Here is a 16,949-nt window from a genome sequence, read left to right as displayed (position 1 = left end):
AAAATTGTGAAGTTATTCGAGCGAGGCGGTTTTCTTGGAACCATCTTCAACGATGAACGTGCCGTTCATCAGGGGATGGAGTTTTTCAGTCGAGCACTGGGTCGCGCAGTAGAATGTGAATTGACCCGCGCGATCCGCGCGGAACTTCACCGTTTTCGGCGTGCCTGCCATCACGCCGTTCAGAAACACAGCTTCGTCGTAGCTGCTGATCGCGAATCCATGGCCGACGCCCAGGCCGTTGTCAGTTGGCTCGAACGTGATTTCCACGATCTGCCCCTTCTTCACGCGGATCTCAGCGGGATCGAACTTCCACGCGCGCTCCGTCAGCTTGATGCGCACGTCAGGCTCCCCGAGTTGCTCGCGTTCCAGAAAATTCTGGGAAGCGCGAACGATCGTTGTTGAAGGCGGGGTCGGCCTGGCCATCGTTTCAACGTAGTAAGCGAGCTTCCACGCATCCGCTTCGCTGATGGTTCCGTGAAAACCCAGCATGGGTGTGCCGTTGAAACCCGTGAGGATGGTCCGGACAATTTCCTTTGTGGCGTATCCTGCCTTGAATCCGGACGGCTTCGTCAAATCGCGCGGCTTGATCTTCATCTGCTTGTCATCAAGCAGGCTCGCGGCTGAGGAACCATCGCCGCGCCCTGTATCGCCGTGGCAGGTGATGCACGCGAGTTTGCTGTACAGCTCCCTGCCTTCGGTAAGGATCGATTCCGATTTTGCCAGCGGAGCATTCAGCGCAACCACCGGCTGCCGCTCTTCAGTCGTGTCCGAGAATTTAGGTGAGAATGTTTTGATGTATTCCACCACTGCCCAGCGCTCGTCCTCGCTCAGGAAATGTTTCCATCCAGGCATCGGAGTGCCGGTCATGCCGAATGAAACCGAACGATAGAGATCTTCATCCGTCGGCAGCTTCCCTGTCGCTGTGGTGCGCAGACGATAATTGGCGTCCACGAAATCACGTGGCTTCGGCAGGAGAAATGCCGCGGCGTCGCCGTTGCCGTCACCCTTCGTGCCGTGGCAGGCCAGGCAGTTCTGGCCGTAAAGTTTCTTCCCATGCTCAAGAAGTTCCGCGGTAACCGCGGGCTTCGGCGGCACGGGGACGTCCATCAGTGTGGGTTTCGCAGCGGCCGATGGCTTCAAAGCGGAGGCAAGCTGCTTCGCGGATGGCGATGTCTTCGAGGTGGTGTTCGAGGAATCGCATCCCGTAACGGCCGCGAGTAGAACCGCCGCCGCGACTGTGAGTGTCAGGATAAATTTCGTCTTCACGCTGCCAAAAGTACGCTGGCGCGAAGGAACCAACCTTGAGGTAAGTCAAAGTAATCGGTTTCGGTTCCGAAGCTGCGATCCTTGATGTGGGTCAAAGCCGCGCACATCAATCCGCCGTAGTTTGGCTGCACATGAATTCACAAATGAACACGACGGAAAATCTCATTGGGCCTGATAAAGTAATGGATGTGCGGCCGATTCCCTGCTCGATCAAGCATGGCTTGATCATTCGCACGTGGCTTGGCCTCCCCGTCGGCGATCACTTCATCCTGCTTAACGATCACGATCCGGTGCCGCTGTATTATCAATTCGCCGCGCAATGGCCTGAGGCGTTCACGTGGGAGCATCTCGTCAAGGGACCGGCGGAATTCCGCGTCAAGATCACGAAGGTGAAACTTGTGATGGATCCGGCGCTGCCGGCCACCGAATGCTGCGGGAACCACTGAAGTTGCTTCAGCGGCCGTTCACCACTCGATGGGCTTTCGATCCCTGAAGAAACGGCCGGTAAGGTTTTGATCGGCTTCGGCCGCGAGCCAGACTGCGGTATCTGCGCCTTCCTCCACCGAGCGGGGCGCAGATGATCCGCCCATGTCCGTTCTGACCCACCCGGGGCACATGGAGTTCACCGCGATCCCATGCTCCTTTAATGCTTGGGCAAACATGATCGTGACGCCATTCAGCGCCATCTTGGAAAGGCAGTAGCCCGGCACCTTGGAGGACATTCCATCGAGCTGGCCGTATGCGCTGGAAACATTGATCACCCGTCCTCCCTGTGATTGCTTGAGATACGGCACGAAAGCCTGGGTCATTTCAAGCGCCCCGAGCGTGTTTGTCTGAAGTGTGCTTGCGATCTGCGCGCGTGAAATGTTGAGGATCGAAATCCCTTCGTCGGGATAAATTCCTGCATTGTTGATGAGCACGTCGAGTGAACCGATGGCTGCGAATTGAGCGGCTGCAGCGTCGATGCTCTCCGATTCGCTTACGTCGACGAGCAGGAAAGACACATTCCCAACGTGTTCCAGTTTGCGCACAGCCTTCGTGCCCTGGTCCTCGGAACGGGCGCCAATGACGACGTGGAATCCGCGATTGGCAAGCTGCCGCGCGGTTTCAAATCCAATGCCGCGGTTTGCTCCAGTTATCAAAACGGTTTTTGCAGTTGGGTTCGGCATGGTGTTTTAAGCCTATTCGTTGTTCGTTGTCGTTGTTTTCATCCTCGGTCCTCACGTTTCATGCGGCTCCTCGACGATCCTCGATCCGAGGAGATTGCTGCCATCGGCCGGTGACCGCTTGACGAACGTTGCAGTCCCGGTGTGGTTGGTCAAGACGAGCAAACTGGATGGCGTTCGCGTTGATTGCAGAATCGGGCAACCCGAAGCAGCCAGCGGAAGTCCCGCCGGCGTCGTCAACCGCAGCCTCATCGCTGAAGCCGGCGGGCCGCGCGTGCACCTCAAACTGCGTGGTTGAATGGAGCCGGTGCATCGGACATGTTCGGTGTCATCCAATGAAACTCATTCAGGCTTTCCTGGCGATCCTCTGCGCAATCTCATCGGGAGCCGCTGCCACCACAATAAACAGCGCCGAAAAATACGCCTACGGGGCCAACATTGGCTGGCTCAACGCGCAGGGCGACGTCGTCAATGGCGCAGTCGTCGGCGAATACGTCTGCTCAGGCTATGTCTGGGGAGCAAACGTCGGCTGGATTCATCTCGGCGGTGGAACACCCGCGAACGGCATCCGTTATCAGAATAATTCCGCGACGGACTTCGGGGTGAACCACGATGGCCTCGGCAATTTGCGAGGTTATGCGTACGGAGCCAACATCGGCTGGATCAATTTTGAAGAATCCGGCGCACCGAAAGTGGACCTGACTACGGGCGTACTCACGGGCCAAATCTATAGCGCCAACTGCGGCTGGATCAGCCTCAGCAACAAGGTTGCGCTTGTCCGGACGGATATCATCCAGCCGGGCGCCGACTCGGACGGTGATGGCATCACTGACGCATGGGAACTGAGTTACACCAATTCCCTCACGGCGTTCACCGCAACCAGTGACGCGGATGGCGACGGCATCCCGGATCAAGGCGAACATGTGGCCGATACTCATCCACTCGATCCCGGTGACCTTTTGCGCATCACATCCTATTTGGCACTGTTTGGCGCGGGCACCGAGACCAACACGCTCGCGTGGAAAAGCAAGGAGTCGCGCAACTACCAGATCGATTACCGGACAAACTTGAGCCTGGGAACGCCGTGGGTGGATGCGACCGCGTTGTTCGCGCCCGATCCGGGCATGAATACGACGCGCTCTCTTGTTCTGACGCCATCCCTGTCTGAACGCTACTTTCGCGTCGAAGCCGTCAAGCCCCTTTCGCCTTGATCAATGCCACGAGACGCGAATCCGCAACCATCTATGAAATTCATGATTTACGATTTACGATTGATGAAACGTGCGCGGCTTGGGACGACATGTTTCCGCTTTTTGTTGCTGCTATTAAGCCTGAACGTTCAGCTTTCAATGAGCTTCGCCCAAGGCTCGCTCACGCCGCCGGGCGCGCCGGTCCCGACCATGAGGTCGCTCGGCCAGGTGGAGCCGCGGACCCCGATAGCCTCGCTGCCGTTCGTGATCACCAACAGCGGATCGTATTATCTCACCGAAAACCTGGCCGGTTCGAGCAAGTTTACCAACGGCATCACGATCAGCGTTGCGGATGTGACTCTTGATTTGATGGGTTTTGCACTCGTTGGCGGCGCCGGTGATGGGATCGTTGTCCGCGGGACGTGCACCAACGTGGCGGTGCGCAACGGAACGGTGCGTGGCTGGAGCGGCAACGGCGTGGATCTGTTTGAGGGGCGTGCCGGCCAGTTGGAGCGGCTGCGCGTTTCTGGAAATGGCGGGCGTGGAATTTACGCGGGATTGGGAAGCGTCGTCAACCACTGCACCGCCTATGCAAACAATGGCAATGGAATCTCCGTCACGATCGGTGTCACGGTTAATGGCTGTTCCGCGTATAGCAACGGCGGTGATGGAATCGTCACGAGCAGCGGGTGCACGGTCACCGATTCCACAGCGAGACTGAACGGCGGACATGGGATTTCAACGAGCACCGCTTGCACAATCAGCCGCTGCACGGCCTATAACAATTCCGGGACCGGGATTTTCGGGACAGTCGGCAGCACTGTCATAGATTGCACCGTCTCGTTCAACGGATTGGCTGGAATCCAAGTCACAAACAGTTGCCGCATTGTCCAAAACAATTGTTACAATAATTCGGGTGCGGGCATTCACGCGACGGGCGGGGACAACCGGATTGAAGGGAACAATATCACCGGCAATCACCTGGGAATTGACGCCGATGGAATCGGCAACCTCATCATTCGCAACAGCGCAAGCGGCAACACCACGAACTTCGTCATCGTGGCAGGCAACAAAGTTGGCCCGATTGCGGCCGCCCCGGATAGCGCGGCAATCTCAGGCGACACCGGCGGCTCCGGAGTTGGCAGCACCAACCCGTGGGCAAATGTCTCGTATTGATCTCGAAATCCCAGGATCCATTTATGATTGTTGATTTACGATTTATGAAATTCAAAGACTTAGGCGGCGCACGGCATGCGATGGCGGGCCTCTGGTTTCGCGTTTTGCATCGTTCACTCTGTTCGATGCTGCTCCTTGCTCTCGAATTCCAACTCGCAACCGCCTTCGCCCAGGGTTCGCTCACCCCGCCTGGTGCACCTGCGCCGACGATGAAGAGCCTCGACCAGATTGAATCGCGAACGCCCATTGGGTCCCTGCCGTTCGTGATCGCCGCCTCGGGTTCGTATTACCTGGTGACCAACTTGAGTGGCGTCGCGGGAACGAATGGCATCACGATTACCGCTGACAGCGTGTCCCTCGACTTGAATGGTTTTTCACTGGTTGGAGTGCCGGGATCGCTGAATGGTATTTTCATCACCGACGGTCGGAGCAGCGTTGTTATTCGGAACGGAATCATTCGTTATTGGGATCGCGATGGAATCGACGCTCTCGGCGCCAGCGGCGCGCACTTCATGAACCTTCATCTGCTTTCAAACGGGCGAGGCGGGTTATCGGGAAGTTTCGGTTCTGTTGTGAAGAGCTGTTCAGCGGTGACCAATGCCCAATGGGGGATCTTTGCCAACATTGGCAGCACCGTTTCGGATTCGACCGCGCGCAACAATGGCAGCGACGGGTTCAGCATCTCCAACGATGGCAGCACGATTCGCGATAGCGCATCGAGCGCGAATGGGGGCTCGGGATTTTTTGGAAGCGGAGGCAACATCTTTGTAAACTGTTCAGCAGCCCGCAACAATGCCCACGGGTTCACGGGCGGCGGCAATATTTACCGCGAGTGTTCGGCCACCTCCAACGGTACCAACGGATTCAACGGCGGTGCGGTGCTGGAAGGATGCCACTCGGCAAACAACATGGGCGAGGGAATTGTCGTCAGCACCGGCTCCACCGTCCGCGGCAACAATTGCATCAGCAACGGCGACGGGACTGCAGACGGCGCCGGCATTCACGCAACCGGCGGTGTGAACCGGATCGAAGGCAATGTGGTTCGCAGCAACAAGCGCGGAATCAAGGTGGATGGCACCCGCAACATCATCTTTGGAAACACCGCCGGGGCCAATACGATCAATTACGTCATCGCAGCCACGAACCAGGTCGGCTTGATTGTGACGCCGCCAGCCAGCGCCGCAATTTCTGGTGATGCGGGCGGCTCAGGGCTTGGAACGACGAATCCATGGGCTAATTTTGCACAATGATGCCCCCGCTTATCCAATCACGTTTGTTCCCTCAGGTCCGAATCCGCGTGACGCCTGGATTGCCATCATCTCGGGCGTGTTCTTCCCGTCCTCATAAGCGACGATCAGCGGCTTTTCCTCCGTAACTGGTCCGTTGAAGCTGAGTGAAGCGCAATACAATGAGAACAGTGCGGGCTTGTTTTGCATTGGCATCACATCGCGAAACGATATCAGCCTGAACCCCGCGCCAGTTACCAGGCTGATGCACCTGCTTTTCTGTTGGAACGGAAAACAGAATACGAACAAGCCGTCGTCCGTAATGTGCCTCCGCGCGGCTCGCGCGTAGTCGCCTACGTCGCCCCGGAGTTCAAAACGCGCGTGCGCCTTTTGTGAATCCTCCGGCACCGATCCGCTGCCGATTGGAAAATAGGGAGGACTCCCGGTGATCAGGGGAAAACGTTCGCCCAATTCCAGCTCCCGTAGATCCCCGTGCATGGCGCGGACTCGCTGGTCTAACCCGTTCCCCGCAACGTTCTCGCACAGCAATCGGTAACTGACCTCCTGCGCCTCAACGCCCGTTAACTCCGCGCTTTCGCCGAGGCCCCAGAGGACGGCGAGCCCGACGGTTCCAACGCCCGTGCCAAGATCGAGCGTCCTCGTCACGGGGGGCGTTTTCTGCAATGCATACCATGCGGTGGTGGCATCATCGATTCCGTGGCGGTGCCCTTTCTTCCGTTGAAAAATCCGGTACGGACCAACCAGGCCTGATATGAAGAGTTCCTCGCCCATCTCCTGCTCAAGGGAGGAAATCCGGGACAGGAAACGCTGATGAATATCTGCTGCCATGTGCTCGATCTCGTGCGAAGGTACTTACCGTTTCAGGAACTTCAAAACTGCCTCCGTCCGCGAATGAACGTGCAGCTTGTTATACACGTGACGGATATGGAATCGAATTCCATCCAGGCTGATGCCCAGGTTGTCGCTGATTTCCTTGTAGCGATTCCCAAGCGCCAGTTGCTCCAGGACTTCCATTTCGCGCGGTGTCAGGTTCGCCACAACCGAGGGTTCCGGGTCGCTTTTGCGAAACCGCTGAACGATGCGGCGCGCGATCTGGGGTGTCATGGGCGAGCCGCCACTGCGCACTTCTTCAATGGCTTCAACGAGCCGCGATGGAACCGTGTCCTTCAACAGAAAACCGTCAGCGCCTGCCAGGATCGAATTGAAGAGCGAATCGTTGTCGTCGTGAACCGTCAACATCACAACCAGCACGGTTGGCAGAATGGTTTTAAGCTGCCGCACACATTCCACTCCATCCATGTTCGGCAGCTTCACGTCCATCAGCACGACGTCCGGTTTCTGTTCGACGATGTCCGCCAGCGCTGACTCCGCATCGGGATAATCGGCCACAACGCGCAGCGGAGGTGATCGCTGCAGCAGGCTTTTCATGCTCTTTCGGAGGTCGTTGTTGTCCTCCACCAGGGCGACTCGGGTACTCATTTGGTTAGCTCACGTCGATGTTCGCGTTAGACCGGCGGGATTTGTTTTGGATATTTCCAGCGTACGCGAATGGACGTGCCTGCGCCTGGCGTGCTGTGGATGGCAAGGATTGCGCCGATGGCTTGCATGCGATGGCGCATGTTGCCAAGGCCGCTGCGCTGGCCGGCGGCAACGGAATCAACGTTGAAACCGCGGCCGTCATCGTTCACCTGAAGTTCCAGGCCGGCATCGTAAAGGTTCAAACTCAAGCGCACCTCTGAGGCGTGGGCGTGCTTGAGGATGTTATGCAACGCCTCTTTCACTACCATGAAAAGATTGTGCCGCACCTCGGCGGTGAGTGGCAATGCCGGGACTTCGGGTGGCAGGTCCAAATGGCACAACACGGGGGAGCCTTGAAAAAAGTCATACGAATACTGGCTGATGTACTGCACGAGGCTGTCCAGCGTGTCGTTTCTGGGATTGGCAGCCCAGATGATTGTGCCGAGGCCGCGCACCGCCTTCCGTGCCGTGTTGCCGATCATCGTCGCGTGCGCCTCCACCTCTTTGGCCCGCGCCTGATCACTCTTGACCAGTTCGCTGAGCACGATGACGTGGGTGAGATATGATCCGATGTCGTCGTGGAAATCGCGCGCGATGCGGGCGCGTTCGAGTTCCACCAGGTGAGCCTGCTGCTGCCGTTCCAGCCGTCGTTGCGCCTGTGTCTTTTCGAGGCGTCTCGCCGTCAGCGCAATGCCCACCCCGCCGGTGAGGAGAAGCGACGCCATGAACCACCACGTTTCCCAGAAATGCGGTGGAACGACCAGTTCGATGCTTGCGATCTGCGGAGTCGATAAGCCGTCATCGTTGCTCGCCAGGACTTGAAACCGGTAACGCCCGTGAGGCAGGTAGGGATAGTCGACCACGCGTTTCGTTCCATAGTCGACCCATGCTGCGTCGAGTCCCTCCATTCGATACTTGAATCGCACTTTTTCCGGCGCGGAAAAGTTGACGGCTGTGTAACGGATTTCAAGGCGGGATCGGCCTGGCGTCGTGGTGAACGTTTCTGGTCCGTTCACGGCATGCACTTTTCCGCCGATCGTCACTTCTTCGATGAACACCGGCGGCGAAAGCGAAGGCGGAACGATCGCATCCGGCCGCACCACGGCGACGCCCTTGAGCGTTGGAAATAACAGCCGCCCGTCGCGCGTGACGCAGCCGGACGGTTGGAACGCGCATGTACAGGCGGCTGACAGCATGCCATCGGATTGGCCATACAGCGTGCATGAAATTGCCGGCCTCTCGCCGCGGACGAACGCTTCGAGCACTGATCGGTGAGCGGAGAACACCCCGTGCGGCGAGCTGAACCAAAAGCGGCCCATCGAATCTTCAAGGATGTGGCAAACCGTGTTGTCGGCGAGACCCTCGCGCGTTGTGATGTTCACGAACCTGCCGCCGCGCCAGCAACTGAGCCCGCCATCCGCCGTTCCGATCCAAAGCGTGTCATGACGATCGACAAAGAGAGACCACGCGAGGTTGCTGGGAAGGCCGTTCGTCATGGTGTAGGAGGTGAACTTGCCGTCCTGCAGGCAAAGGAGCCCGGCACCTTTCGTGCCCAGCCACAGTCGATCCAATTTATCCTCCGCGATCGCCACCACTTCATATTCGTCGGAAAACCACGGCATCGGCACGCGGGCAAGCTCGCCATTGGCATAACACGCCAGTCCGCCCCAATGTCCAAACCAGATTCGCCCGCGCCGATCTTCATGGATGGCGTTCACCCGATCCGAGATGCGACTTCGGTCGAACATGGAAACAAATCGGCCGCCCCGAAATTGAAAGACGCCGTGGGACGATGTGCCGATCCAGAGGTTGGATCGGCTGTCAGCGAAGATCGACCACACATCCGTCAACGGCAGATCGCCGGGTCCGAAGCGCGTCGCATCAGCGCCCTGAAACCGGTAAACACCGCCGAAACTGCTGCCCACCCAGATATCCCCGGCAGGATCTTCACAGACGGCATAGACAGGAGTTGTGAGCAAGGGTCCACCTAAAATGCTGAAGCGGCGCGGTTGCAAACGGACCAGTCCGCCATCGAACAAACCCAGCCACTCGTTGCCTTCACGATCGGCCAGATAACATGAAACAGTGGTGCCGGGCAGGCCATTGCGCGGGTCAAGTTTCGTGACTGTTCCTTCCGGCGACACGGTGACAAATCCCTCGGGATATTTTCCGAAACATAGGTTGCCCCATCGATCTTCCCCCAAAAGTTCAAGCGACGTTTGCACGCCTTGAATCCTGCTGGTTGCGCCCACCCAGCGGCCGTTGTGGTATTTCTGTTGCCAATAATTCGCGCCGCACACCCACAGCCCGCCATCCCGGCTGGGGGCGAGGTGTGTGATGCTCGCTGTCAAATCTGGCCCAGGCAGTTCCATGCGCTCGAAGCGGCCTTCTCGCAAAGCAGCCAATCCCTTCGATGTGCCCAGCCAGATTTGACCGTGCGCGTCCTTGGTAATTGCCTGGATGCGGCTTCCCGCAAGCGGCCCTTCGAGGAGGATTGGTTCCACGTGGCCAGAATCGAAGCGAAGCAGCCGCCGCGACTCGTGTGCGCCGCTGACCATCCAGATTTTGCCCTGGCCGTCTTCACAAACGTGCGACCGAGATACCGGGTAGAAGGCGCGGTTGGTGGAAACGGTCGTGAGCCTCCCGTCTGCCCAGCGCCACAACGCGCCCGAGCGTGCGACAAACAGGGAGCTTCCCGAGCCTTCGTTCAAGGCGCTCACAATTTCATCCTGCTCGTTTCCTGAACCGAGCAGTTGCTGGAACTTGCCCCCACGCAGGGCCACCAATCCGCCGCCTCTTTCCGTGGTGATGAAGAGCGTGCCATCCGCGCCTTCAAAGAGCCGGCCGATGCGGCTTCGCGGCAGTTCCGGACAATTTTGCGGGGTGTAAACCTTGAAGCGTACTCCATCAAACCGCACCAACCCCGCGAGGGTGCCGATCCAGATGTAGCCATCGCGAGTCTGTGCCAGCGCGGTGACCGAAGGATGGGGAAGTCCGTCGGCCATGGACCAGGCCTTCACCATGAATTCGTTCTGCGGTGGGACGAGCGGTCGCGCAGGCTGGCCGCAGATCGTGGCGCAACAGCAAATCCACGCCACGACGAGCACTATGCGGGCGTTGATCCACACATGGAATCGCTGTTCATTGGCGGGCGTCGGCACTCTGATGTTGCACTCTAGGTTTCCGTCCCAGCCCCGACAAGGCTGTTCCAGCTACATCATTGTGCAGCTACTCAAGGCGGCTTCGTTCATGACACTGTCGTCCCACGCCGAACCTTCCCCGCATAGGGGCCGCAAGCATGAAAATAAGAAGACACCTCGCCGCGAGCGCATTCACATTGATCGAATTGCTCGTCGTGATCGCGATCATTGCCATTTTGGCCGCAATGCTGTTGCCGGCGCTATCCCGTGCCAAGCTTAAGGCGAAGGATGTCCAATGCATCAATAACGTGAAGCAGCTGGGGCTGGCCCACAGCATGTATCTGGGCGACTTCAACAAATCCTTCCAATACACCTACGACCAGAATCTCTGGATGGCGATACTGCTCAGTTACCACGCGAAGGTGAATGCAGTTCGGGTCTGCCCCTCAGCGAGCGCCGCCACAACGCGCACCATTCTAAGCACGCAATACACCTTTGGCGCTGCCGACCAAACGTGGAAATGGAATCCGTTTGGAACCACCTATACAGGGAGCTACGGCTACAACGGCTGGCTCTACACGGGAAGCTATTCGGCTGGCGCGGTCATTCCCGGGGCGTCGGATAGTTGGAAATATTCTTCGGAAGCGGGTGTTCGCAAACCGTCGAGCACCCCTGTGTTTGCGGATGCCGTGTGGGTGGATGGATGGCCGCAGGAAACCGAGGGGCCCGCGAAGGATCTCTACAACGGTAGCAACAACACGTTTATGGGAAGATTCAGCGTCGCCCGGCATTTCGGCGTTTCGCCCAAGGCGGCGCCAAGGAACATCACGGATGCGTCCGCACTGGTCGGCGGCATTCAAGTCGCGTTCGCGGATGGCCACGCGGGTCCGACCAAGCTGCAGCAGCTTTGGACGTTGGATTGGCACAACAACTGGGTTGCACCATCCACCCTTCCGGCGCCTAAATAGACCATGCATCATCCCGCCGTCACCCGCGAAACTACTTTCACAAGGATTCAGCGTTTTGCGCGTTGCATTTCCTTCGCGCTGGCGCTGGTTTGCCCCGCATTGGATTCAGCAGCCGGAACCAATGTCTATTCGCTCGGGCGTTCCGCGTCGCCAACCAACAATCCGCTGAAAGGCTTCATGCCTTATTCGGGCAATTACACGACCTTCCCGCATAGCATGGAGTGGAATTACGTTTCGTTGCGTGACTTGATGAGCGGTCCCACGAACTTCAATTGGTCCAGTCTCGAGACCTTGCTGAATGCTGTGGCCGGCCGCGGGCATCAAACAGTATTCCGGGTCTATGTGGATTATCCGGGAAAATCCACCGGGTTGCCGCAGTACCTGTTGGATGCGGGCCTGGAAACGCACAGTTACTCGGATTACGGCAACAACGGGCGAAGTGTGTCGCCGGATTACGAGAACCCGCTGCTGCGCACGGCCCTGACGAATTTCATTGCCGCGCTTGGCGAACGTTATGATGGCGATCCCCGCGTCGGCTTTGTCAAAGCAGGGTTGCTCGGGTTCTGGGGCGAATGGCACACGTACCCGCACGAGACTTGGTATGCTTCGACTGCCGTGGAGAATGAAGTGCTGAACGCATTTGAGCTGGCGTTCACGAAGACCCGATTGGTCGTCCGCCGTCCCGCTGGAACGAATCCTTCAACGCGAAAAATCGGATACCATGACGACTCTTTTGCGTTTGAAACGGTTGATCCGCCGAACTGGATGTTCCTCGGTTTGTTGAAGGCAGCAGGGGAAATGAACAAGTGGCGAACCCAGCCGATCGGCGGCGAGGTGCGGCCGGAGGTCCAGCCCTGCATGTGGAACACGGCCGTGACCAACTGTGTTCCGGCCGGGCAGGAGTTCGATCGTTGTGTGGATCTCACGCACGCATCCTGGATGCTGAATCATCGCGCATTTTCGCCCGGGTTCTCGGGTGCGCAGAAGACGCTCGCGTTAGCGGGAAGTGTGCGGCTGGGTTACGAGATGCATGTCTCGAACGCTGTGCTGGTGGACGTCATCGATTCCAGTCGCATCCGTGTCGACCTGCAATTGCGAAACGCCGGCGTTGCGCCGTTTTACTACGACTGGCCAGTGCAATTGGGCCTCCTGAACAGCAGTAACGCGCTGGTCCAAACATGGAACACACCATGGAAACTTTCTTCACTCCTTCCGGCCGCGACGAACACGCTTTGGAGCTGGAGCCGGGAGGATCATGGATTGCAACCGGGCGCGTACACGGTTCTCCTGCGCGTGCTGAACCCGCTCACCAACGGTGTTCCCTTTCGCTTCGCAAATGACGCGCAGGACATTGATGTTCCCGGCTGGCTGACTCTGGGCCAGTTCACAGTCACATCGGGGCCGTTCAAGCCGTCCCTGCGCGGCAGCTTTTCCGATGCTGCCTTCGCACTCGCCATCCGCGATGCTGCGCCCGGGCCATGGGCCGTTGAAGGCAGCACCAACCTGGCGGATTGGGTTCGATTTTTTGTGACCAACACCACGACGCCGGACTGGAGCGTCATGGATGAAGCATTCGCAGCAACGCGCTTTTACCGTGTAGTCAGCTCGCCGTGAACATCCATCAACCCATCAAAATCGAGTGCATATGATATGAAAGCTCAACGCATCAGATCCCAATCCAAAGCCGTCCTTCCCATTTTCTGCGGCCTCGCTCTCCTCGGCTCGGCAGGTGCAGCGCGCGCCGACGACCTGCTCGTGAACACTTTCGAGTTCGGTCTCGGCGGAATCGTTTGGGAAAACTGGCGAACGTATGTCACGGGACACGACGAAATCTGGGACTCCGCGCAGGATGCCGACGGGAACGCCAGCAGCGGTTCCATGTATGTCACGGTTGACTGGCCGCTCGCCTCGGATCCCAACTGGAACAATAGCTGGAACGACGTGCAGGTGGCTTACGGCGCAGGGTCATTCGCCTCGGGGGATTACATCGATGTCGAAGTGTTCGTGAAGGTGGACGTCACAAACTCGTCGCCGGCGCTGGATGGGAGCTACGGGGCCGTTGGGTTGTATGTCAATGGCGGGGACGGCGGGTGGCAGCAGGTGCAGGGCTTCGCCACGCTGGCGGCGACCGACGGATGGCAGCGCATTCATGGAACCCTCTCAGGAATTCCTGCCATGACCTACGACAGCGTCGTCGTGGGCTTTATCTCCAATGGCGGCAGCAGCCTGACGAACACCGTCAAGTATTGGATCGATAATGTGAGACTCACCGCCCCGCCCTCGGTGCATACGAATCAGCCCGCAATCACGATCGCCAAAGCGCCGCCTGCGGGCGTGAGCGTTTTTGCGAATGCACCCGGCGACGCCTGGCAACGCCAGATGATTCGAACCGTGAACAGCGGTTATTCCTGGCACACGGCCACGGCTGCTGCGAACACAACGTCGTATGCAATTACCGTCGCCGATTTCCCTGGCGCTGCGCAAAGCGGATTCGAAGCGATGATGTATCTCATTCCCGCGAACGGAATGAGCAGTCCTGATGGCGTTTCGGTGGATTGGGATTCGGCACACGTGGCGTACTTCACCATCACTGCGAATGCGGACGGCACAGGAAGGGCCAATTTCCGTTACAAGGTCAATAGTGCCAGTGCGGAAACCTTCCTTGGCTGGACGGACTTCGACTCGGGATCGAGCCCTGTCGGAACGTGGACGCTGACCTTTAACAACAACACCAACGTGACGATATCGGCGCCAACTGGCACCAACACGACCGTCACCATTCCTGAAGCCGATGCGGCACATTTCCAGGGCGACCTGATTGCCTATTTTGGGGTTCGACCGACCGACACATCGCGGATAGGTCAATCGGCCACATTCAGCCGGATCAAGATAACGGGTGCGGCAGCCGCGCTGGACGATAACTTTGTATCTTCAGGCGCGCCCTATGAATTGGATGCGGCGACCTGGCTGCGGAAGGCATCGAATCCCCAGGGGATCTTCATCAACCCGCCGGATGCGGAATACTGGCTGACGTGGCCGCAGCCCGACCTGGGCTTTGCGAGCCTCTACGCCACGGAAAGCCTCGAGAATGACCTCGCAAACGGCGAGTGGCTGACACTTCCGGCGGAGGAAACTGGCTGGCTGAACATCGCAGGGCAGCGGCGCCTGGCCGTTGTGCGACAGTCCACGTTGAATTCCGTGTTTTCACATGCGCCGACAAATTGTTTCTTCGGATTATTTCATCCGTAATTGATTGATTGGTGGGCGCAGGCCTGGCCTGCGCCCGCTATCACACTGACCCGCCCCCGGATTGCTCGACTGCGATGAAATCATCCTTAATTCTTCTTCTCGCCTGCTCCCTGGCCACGGGATCGGCCGCTGCGAACTCTGCGCCGGCAACCAACGCATCGCGGGTCGTGGTGTCCGCTCAGACCAAGACGTCCTGGTGGGGCGGAGTCATTGAACACGGCTACCGCATGCCCTTGGCGGAAGGGTATGAGGCAGACCTGTGCGGCGACACGTATGGGAACCAGGGCCAGCCACTGCTGCTCTCGAGTCGGGGGGATGTTGTCTGGTCAGAGGACCCGTTCTCGTTTCAACTTTCGTCCCGCGGCATGGTGGTGGAGGGCAGGGGGGGGCAGCTGATTCAGGCCAGAGCCGGTAATTCGTTGCGCGACGCTTATCTTTACGCGAGCCGTAATCATTTCCCGCCGTCAGGGAAGATGCCCGACGAACTGTTGTTCTCAGCGCCACAATACAACACATGGATCGAGTTGATGTACGATCAGAATCAGGCCGACATTCTGAAATATTCCCAAGGCATCCTGGATAATGATTTCCCCCCTGGCGTGCTGATGATTGACGACAACTGGCAGCAGAACTACGGGCAATGGGATTTCCGAAAGAACAAGTTTCCCGATGCAAAGGGAATGATCCGCACGCTGCACGCGAAAGGCTTCAAGGTGATGCTTTGGGTCTGCCCGTTCGTGCACACCAACTCTCATTCGTACGCGGATTTGGCCGCGAACAATCTATTGTTGAAGGGTTCGACGGGCGGCGTTGCGTTGGTCAAATGGTGGAATGGCGAGAGCGCCTTGCTCGACTTCACGAACCCGCAGGCGGTCGCCTGGTTTCGTTCGCAGCTCGATTATCTGCAAACTGCTTACAAGGTGGATGGATTCAAGTTCGACGGCGGCGACAGTTCGTATTACCAGGGGACCGTTGCTTCACAGCCCGTTTCGGCCAACACGCATTCTGAGTTGTTTGGCAGAATCGGTCTCGCGTATCCGCTCAATGAATACCGCGCGATGTGGAAGATGGGTGGCCAGCCCCTGGCGGAGCGGCTGCGTGACAAGGATCATTCGTGGAGCGATCTCCCAAAGCTTGTTCCGAACATGCTGCTCGAGGGACTTATGGGATACCCGTTTTGCTGTCCCGACATGATCGGCGGCGGCGAATATAAGTCGTTTCAATCGAGTGCGACGATCGACCAGGAACTGGTGGTGCGCTCTGCGCAGTGCCATGCCTTGATGCCAATGATGCAATTCTCTGTCGCTCCATGGCGTGTTCTGGATCCAACACACTTGAAGGCAGCTCGCAAAGCCGTCGAGGTGCGGGAAAAACACAAGAGCTTCATCCTCGAGTTGGCGCGCCAATCAGCGTCGACGGGCGAGCCCATCGTGCGCTCCCTGGAGTATGCATTTCCGCATCAGGGTTATGAAGGAATCAAAGATCAATTTCTCCTGGGTGATCGCATTCTGGTGGCGCCGGTATTGGAGAAGGGGGCACGCGAACGGCAAGTGGTTCTTCCTCCGGGGGTGTGGCAAGGGTTGGATGGCAAACGCCACGAAGGTCCGGCCCGGATCACGGTGCCAGTTCAACTGGACGAACTTTGCTTTTTCGAACGAACCGACTAAGCCGGAACGATTTAGTTGAAACCGCGCGCAGTACGACGAATGGACACGAATTCACACGAATCAGCAAAGCCCGTTGATGTATCGGGACAGAAGTGTGAGTCGCCGTAGGCTCAGCTGCACTCTTAACACCCTCTCTTCCGCTCGGAGCGGAGGAGAGGGCTGGGGAGAGGAGGAGCGTTCAAACCTGAAAATGACGCCACGCTGTAGAACGGATCAGAGCACCCTTATAGCTGTTCCGAAAGTTATTCAATATCGGCGAGGAAGCCTTTGGATCAGCTCGCCGCAGCCGATGTGAACAACTTTCGCGCCGGGAAATTTCCGAGTTGTGAACAAGATGGATTTTTTCTTCAACAGAAGCGCCA

General features: G+C 58.0%; 15 protein-coding genes. 9 read left to right on the top strand and 6 right to left on the bottom strand.

The annotated features are described in order from the left end of the window. Positions 1 to 12 precede the first annotated feature (12 nt). Complete coding sequence (locus VEH04_01205) at positions 13 to 1,266, bottom strand: c-type cytochrome (protein ID HYG21367.1); 1,254 nt, start codon at positions 1,264 to 1,266, stop codon at positions 13 to 15. Positions 1,267 to 1,409: 143 nt separating this feature from the next. On the opposite strand from VEH04_01205, the gene VEH04_01200 reads away from it, so the two are divergent. Then, positions 1,410 to 1,712: a DUF2249 domain-containing protein gene (locus VEH04_01200; protein HYG21366.1), complete on the top strand. Its 303-nt coding sequence runs from the start codon at positions 1,410 to 1,412 to the stop codon at positions 1,710 to 1,712. Between the two features lie 18 nt (positions 1,713 to 1,730). Here the strand turns inward: VEH04_01200 and VEH04_01195 are convergent, their stop codons facing one another. Continuing rightward, positions 1,731 to 2,435 (bottom strand): SDR family NAD(P)-dependent oxidoreductase, encoded by a 705-nt coding sequence (locus VEH04_01195; protein ID HYG21365.1) that lies wholly within the window; start codon positions 2,433 to 2,435, stop codon positions 1,731 to 1,733. A gap of 118 nt (positions 2,436 to 2,553) precedes the next feature. Here VEH04_01195 and VEH04_01190 point away from each other — a divergent pair, with 118 nt between their 5' ends. Genes VEH04_01190 through VEH04_01175 form a run of 4 tightly spaced genes read left to right on the top strand, consistent with a single transcriptional unit; the run spans position 2,554 to position 6,048 of the window. Further along, entirely contained in the window at positions 2,554 to 2,730 is a 177-nt protein-coding gene (locus tag VEH04_01190; GenBank protein ID HYG21364.1) for a hypothetical protein, read from the top strand. A gap of 37 nt (positions 2,731 to 2,767) precedes the next feature. Further along, a complete protein-coding gene (locus VEH04_01185) occupies positions 2,768 to 3,643 on the top strand; it encodes a hypothetical protein (GenBank protein ID HYG21363.1) in 876 nt (291 codons plus the stop codon). Between the two features lie 33 nt (positions 3,644 to 3,676). Then, a complete protein-coding gene (locus VEH04_01180; protein HYG21362.1) occupies positions 3,677 to 4,798 on the top strand; it encodes a right-handed parallel beta-helix repeat-containing protein in 1,122 nt (373 codons plus the stop codon). Between the two features lie 44 nt (positions 4,799 to 4,842). Then, a complete protein-coding gene (locus VEH04_01175) occupies positions 4,843 to 6,048 on the top strand; it encodes a right-handed parallel beta-helix repeat-containing protein (protein ID HYG21361.1) in 1,206 nt (401 codons plus the stop codon). Positions 6,049 to 6,057: 9 nt separating this feature from the next. Here the strand turns inward: VEH04_01175 and VEH04_01170 are convergent, their stop codons facing one another. Genes VEH04_01170 through VEH04_01160 form a run of 3 tightly spaced genes read right to left on the bottom strand, consistent with a single transcriptional unit; the run spans position 6,058 to position 10,724 of the window. Next, positions 6,058 to 6,873, bottom strand: coding sequence for a methyltransferase (locus VEH04_01170; GenBank protein HYG21360.1), 816 nt, complete (start codon positions 6,871 to 6,873; stop codon positions 6,058 to 6,060). 24 nt (positions 6,874 to 6,897) lie between these two features. Beyond that, a complete protein-coding gene (locus tag VEH04_01165; GenBank protein ID HYG21359.1) occupies positions 6,898 to 7,524 on the bottom strand; it encodes a response regulator transcription factor in 627 nt (208 codons plus the stop codon). A gap of 26 nt (positions 7,525 to 7,550) precedes the next feature. Beyond that, positions 7,551 to 10,724 (bottom strand): two-component regulator propeller domain-containing protein, encoded by a 3,174-nt coding sequence (locus VEH04_01160; protein HYG21358.1) that lies wholly within the window; start codon positions 10,722 to 10,724, stop codon positions 7,551 to 7,553. Positions 10,725 to 10,861: 137 nt separating this feature from the next. Here VEH04_01160 and VEH04_01155 point away from each other — a divergent pair, with 137 nt between their 5' ends. The 4 genes from VEH04_01155 to VEH04_01140 all read left to right on the top strand — a co-directional run bounded on the left by VEH04_01155 (position 10,862) and on the right by VEH04_01140 (position 16,587). Next, complete coding sequence (locus tag VEH04_01155; protein ID HYG21357.1) at positions 10,862 to 11,671, top strand: prepilin-type N-terminal cleavage/methylation domain-containing protein; 810 nt, start codon at positions 10,862 to 10,864, stop codon at positions 11,669 to 11,671. 3 nt (positions 11,672 to 11,674) lie between these two features. After that, a complete protein-coding gene (locus VEH04_01150) occupies positions 11,675 to 13,285 on the top strand; it encodes a DUF4832 domain-containing protein (protein ID HYG21356.1) in 1,611 nt (536 codons plus the stop codon). 36 nt (positions 13,286 to 13,321) lie between these two features. Then, positions 13,322 to 14,920 (top strand): hypothetical protein, encoded by a 1,599-nt coding sequence (locus VEH04_01145; GenBank protein HYG21355.1) that lies wholly within the window; start codon positions 13,322 to 13,324, stop codon positions 14,918 to 14,920. Positions 14,921 to 14,994: 74 nt separating this feature from the next. After that, positions 14,995 to 16,587 carry a glycoside hydrolase family 31 protein gene (locus tag VEH04_01140; protein ID HYG21354.1) on the top strand — a complete coding sequence of 531 codons (1,593 nt, stop codon included), beginning with the start codon at positions 14,995 to 14,997 and terminating at the stop codon, positions 16,585 to 16,587. Positions 16,588 to 16,765: 178 nt separating this feature from the next. Here the strand turns inward: VEH04_01140 and VEH04_01135 are convergent. Then, the coding region (locus VEH04_01135; protein ID HYG21353.1) for a hypothetical protein at positions 16,766 to 16,949 on the bottom strand (184 nt) is incomplete at its 5' end.

It is taken from the genome of Verrucomicrobiia bacterium (assembly GCA_035629175.1).
GTDB lineage: Bacteria > Verrucomicrobiota > Verrucomicrobiia > Limisphaerales > DASXHY01 > DASXHY01.
This window is presented reverse-complemented; position numbering and strand designations above follow the sequence as displayed.

Bases quoted from the DNA above. Each gene is read 5' to 3' on its own strand.
- VEH04_01200 (HYG21366.1), top strand. From the start codon at position 1,410: ATGAACACGACGGAAAATCTCATTGGGCCTGATAAAGTAATGGATGTG.
- VEH04_01140 (HYG21354.1), top strand. From the start codon at position 14,995: ATGAAATCATCCTTAATTCTTCTTCTCGCCTGCTCCCTGGCCACGGGA.
- VEH04_01185 (HYG21363.1), top strand. From the start codon at position 2,768: ATGAAACTCATTCAGGCTTTCCTGGCGATCCTCTGCGCAATCTCATCG.
- VEH04_01150 (HYG21356.1), top strand. From the start codon at position 11,675: ATGCATCATCCCGCCGTCACCCGCGAAACTACTTTCACAAGGATTCAG.
- VEH04_01175 (HYG21361.1), top strand. From the start codon at position 4,843: ATGAAATTCAAAGACTTAGGCGGCGCACGGCATGCGATGGCGGGCCTC.
- VEH04_01195 (HYG21365.1), bottom strand. From the start codon at position 2,435: ATGCCGAACCCAACTGCAAAAACCGTTTTGATAACTGGAGCAAACCGC.
- VEH04_01145 (HYG21355.1), top strand. From the start codon at position 13,322: ATGAAAGCTCAACGCATCAGATCCCAATCCAAAGCCGTCCTTCCCATT.
- VEH04_01170 (HYG21360.1), bottom strand. From the start codon at position 6,873: ATGGCAGCAGATATTCATCAGCGTTTCCTGTCCCGGATTTCCTCCCTT.
- VEH04_01165 (HYG21359.1), bottom strand. From the start codon at position 7,524: ATGAGTACCCGAGTCGCCCTGGTGGAGGACAACAACGACCTCCGAAAG.
- VEH04_01155 (HYG21357.1), top strand. From the start codon at position 10,862: ATGAAAATAAGAAGACACCTCGCCGCGAGCGCATTCACATTGATCGAA.
- VEH04_01180 (HYG21362.1), top strand. From the start codon at position 3,677: ATGAAATTCATGATTTACGATTTACGATTGATGAAACGTGCGCGGCTT.